This window comes from Azospirillum sp. B506 (assembly GCF_000333595.1).
In the GTDB taxonomy this organism is placed as follows: domain Bacteria; phylum Pseudomonadota; class Alphaproteobacteria; order Azospirillales; family Azospirillaceae; genus Azospirillum.
Map to the genome: position 1 here is coordinate 1 of NZ_BADK01000122.1, position 2909 is coordinate 2909.

Below are 2909 nucleotides of genomic sequence, written 5' to 3' on the forward strand. Positions count from 1 at the left end.
GCGTGCCGTCTGCGGGTGGCGGTCTTCTCAACCGGCGACGAGTTGCGCCAGCCGGGGCAGGCGCTGGAACCCGGTGCCGTCTATGACGCCAACCGCTTCGCCCTGATTGCGCTGCTGACCCGGCTGGGCTGTGCCGTCACCGACCTCGGCATCCTCCCGGACCGGTTCGAGACCATTCGCGATGCACTGGCGATGGCTGCGGCGAGCCATGACGCGCTGATCACCTCCGGCGGCATGTCGACGGGGGAGGAGGATCATGTCAAGCCGGCGGTCGAAGCCAACGGACGGCTGGATTTCTGGCGGCTGGCGATCAAGCCCGGCCGTCCGGTGGCGCTGGGCCGTGTGCGTGACGCCGTGTTCGTCGGCCTGCCCGGCAATCCGGTGGCGGTGGTGGTCACCTTCCTGCGCATCGCCCGGCCGATCCTGCTGCGGCTGATGGGGGCGGCGGATGAAGTGCCGCGGGCAATTCCGGTACGCGCGGGGTTCACCCACAAGAAGAAGCCCGGCCGGCGCGAGTTCCTGCGCGGGTCGCTGAATCGCACGGCGGATGGCACGCTGGAAGCGATCAAGTATCCCCGCGACGGGGCCGGCGTGCTCTCGTCGCTCGTGGACTCCGAGGGATTGATCGAGTTGCCGGAGGATCTGGCGCGGGTCGAACCCGGCATGACCGTCGATTTCCTGCCTTTCAAAGAATTCCTGTAGAGGACGCGCGATGAAGATTCTCTATTTTGCCTGGCTGCGCAGCAAGATCGGTGTGCCGACCGAGTCCGTTGACCTGCCGGCGGAGGTGAGCACGGCCGGTGATCTCGTCGAATGGCTGAAGACCCGCAGCCCGCGCCATGCCGACGCCCTGGCCAACAGCAAGCTGGTCAAGGTGGCGGTGAACCAGGAGCATGTGCCCTACGACCACCCGATCTCGTCGACCGACGAGGTGGCGTTGTTCCCGCCGGTGACGGGGGGCTGACGACATGGCGATCCGCGTCCAGGCCGAGGATTTCGACGTCGGCGCCGAATATGCCGCCTTCACCGCCGGCCGCACCAGCGTCGGCGGGGTGGCGATGTTCGTCGGGCTGGTGCGCGCCATCGCCGGGGGCGAGGCGGTCAGCGCCATGACGCTGGAGCATTATCCCGGCATGACCGAGAAGCAGTTGGAGGCCATCGAGGATGAGGCCCGCCGACGCTGGCCACTGGACGATGTGCTGGTGATCCACCGCCATGGCCGGATGGAGCCGGGCGACCGCATCGTGATGGTGGCCACCGCTTCGGCCCACCGCGACGCGGCCTTCGAGTCCTGCCGCTTCCTGATGGATTGGCTGAAGACCAAGGCTCCCTTCTGGAAACTCGAAGCCACGCCGGAGGGTGAACGCTGGGTCGAGGCCAAGGAGAGCGACGACGCGGCGGCGGCGCGCTGGGCGGAGTAAGGCCGTACGCTGGGCCGGGCGCGGTCAGGCGTGCCCGGCTTCGCCCGAAAGCATGGAGACGCTGACGCCCAGCTTGCCGATGGCGCGCTCCCACTTGGCATCCAGTTCCGTGTCGAACAGCAGCTTCTCGTCGCAGGGCACGTTCAGCCAGCCGTTTGCCTGGAATTCGGCGTCCAACTGGCCCGGCCCCCACCCGGCATAACCGAGCAGCAGCAGGTTGCGGCGCGGGCCGCGGTCTTCGGAGATGGCGCGGAGGATGTCGATGGTGGCGGTCAGCGCCACGTCGTTGTTCACCACCAGGGTGCCGTCGCGGACATAATCGGTCGAATGCAGGACGAAACCGCGTCCCGACTCGACAGGACCGCCGTAATGAACCGGCAGATTGTGAACCGGCTGGGCGATGTCCATGTCGAGCTGTTCCAGCAGATCCTCGAACGTGATCGACCCGAACAGCCGGTTCACCACCAGCCCCATTGCACCGTCTTCATTGTGGGCGCAGACATAGATGACCGTGCGCTGGAAGCGCGGGTCCTCCATTCCGGGCATGGCGATCAGCAGCTGGCCGGTCAGCGATTCCGTGGTCTTGGAGTCCGGAGACTTGGTCAGGCGCGGCATGGGCTATTATCCTTGTCGTCGGTCCGGTGCGGAAAGCCGCCTCCGTCCCTACGGTCGGTTGTGGTTGGCGCTCTGGCGACGCTTTCACCGGAGTGTGACAGCACCGGCCGAGCTTTGTCACCATTATATGGGCTATCATATATAGGGTGCCGGGGACGACGATGCGCCCCTTCCAGGGAAGAGAACCGTGCGCACGATGAAAAGACTTGCTGTCACCCTCCTGCTTCTTCTGGCTGTGCTGGCCGGTGGCGCCGCACCCGTTTGCGCGCAGGATGGCGGCGGAGCCTGGACCAAGGCGGGACCGGTGGAAGCGCGGCTGGTGTCGGCCGTGCGCGGCACCGGCGACCTGACGGCACTGCCGCTGGGGCTGGAATTGCGGTTGGAACCGGGGTGGAAGACCTATTGGCGCTCCCCTGGCGACGCCGGCTTCGCCCCGCGGCTGGACTGGAGCCGGTCTGCCAATCTGGGCGAGGCGAAACTGTCCTATCCGGCGCCGCACCGCTTCTCCGTGCTGGGATTCGAGACGGCAGGCTATGACACGGCGGTCCTGTTCCCGATCCAGGGCATGCCGGCCACGCCAGGCAAGCCGGTCGATCTGGCACTGACCGCCGAACTGCTGGTCTGTTCGGAAATCTGCGTGCCGCAGACGCTGGAGCTTGCCCTCGCGCTGCCAGCCGGGCCGGCCGAACCCAGCGAGGTCGCCAACGACGTGGCACGCGCCCAGGCGCTGGTGCCCAAGGGACCGAACGGCCTGATGCGCATCGATGCGGTGCAGGGCAATGGCACGGCGCTGGAGGTCGAGGCCACCGCTGTCGACGGCTTCGTCTCCCCGACTGTTCGTGGAGACCGATCCGCCGCTGACCTTCTTCGCCC

The 2909-nt window shown here is 67.2% G+C and carries 5 protein-coding genes; 4 read left to right on the top strand and 1 reads right to left on the bottom strand.

Features of this window, described 5'->3' with window-relative positions:
• The 3 genes from I71_RS04270 to moaE all read left to right on the top strand — a co-directional run.
• A partial coding sequence (locus I71_RS04270; protein WP_042691093.1) for a molybdopterin molybdotransferase MoeA occupies window positions 1-702 on the top strand: 702 nt, incomplete at its 5' end.
• 10 nt (window positions 703-712) lie between these two features.
• A complete protein-coding gene (gene moaD, locus I71_RS04275; protein WP_042691095.1) occupies window positions 713-964 on the top strand; it encodes a molybdopterin converting factor subunit 1 in 252 nt (83 codons plus the stop codon).
• Window positions 965-968: 4 nt separating this feature from the next.
• Entirely contained in the window at window positions 969-1421 is a 453-nt protein-coding gene (gene moaE / locus I71_RS04280) for a molybdopterin synthase catalytic subunit MoaE (RefSeq protein WP_042691098.1), read from the top strand.
• Window positions 1422-1445: 24 nt separating this feature from the next.
• On the opposite strand, the gene I71_RS04285 is transcribed toward moaE, so the two are convergent.
• Window positions 1446-2036, bottom strand: coding sequence for a YqgE/AlgH family protein (locus I71_RS04285; RefSeq protein ID WP_042691100.1), 591 nt, complete (start codon window positions 2034-2036; stop codon window positions 1446-1448).
• A gap of 196 nt (window positions 2037-2232) precedes the next feature.
• On the opposite strand from I71_RS04285, the gene I71_RS04290 reads away from it, so the two are divergent.
• The coding region (locus tag I71_RS04290; RefSeq protein ID WP_042691103.1) for a protein-disulfide reductase DsbD domain-containing protein at window positions 2233-2909 on the top strand (677 nt) is incomplete at its 3' end.

Excerpts from the sequence above, each read along its gene's own strand:
- moaD (WP_042691095.1), top strand. The coding sequence starts at position 713 with ATGAAGATTCTCTATTTTGCCTGGCTGCGCAGCAAGATCGGTGTGCCG.
- moaE (WP_042691098.1), top strand. The coding sequence starts at position 969 with ATGGCGATCCGCGTCCAGGCCGAGGATTTCGACGTCGGCGCCGAATAT.
- I71_RS04285 (WP_042691100.1), bottom strand. The coding sequence starts at position 2,036 with ATGCCGCGCCTGACCAAGTCTCCGGACTCCAAGACCACGGAATCGCTG.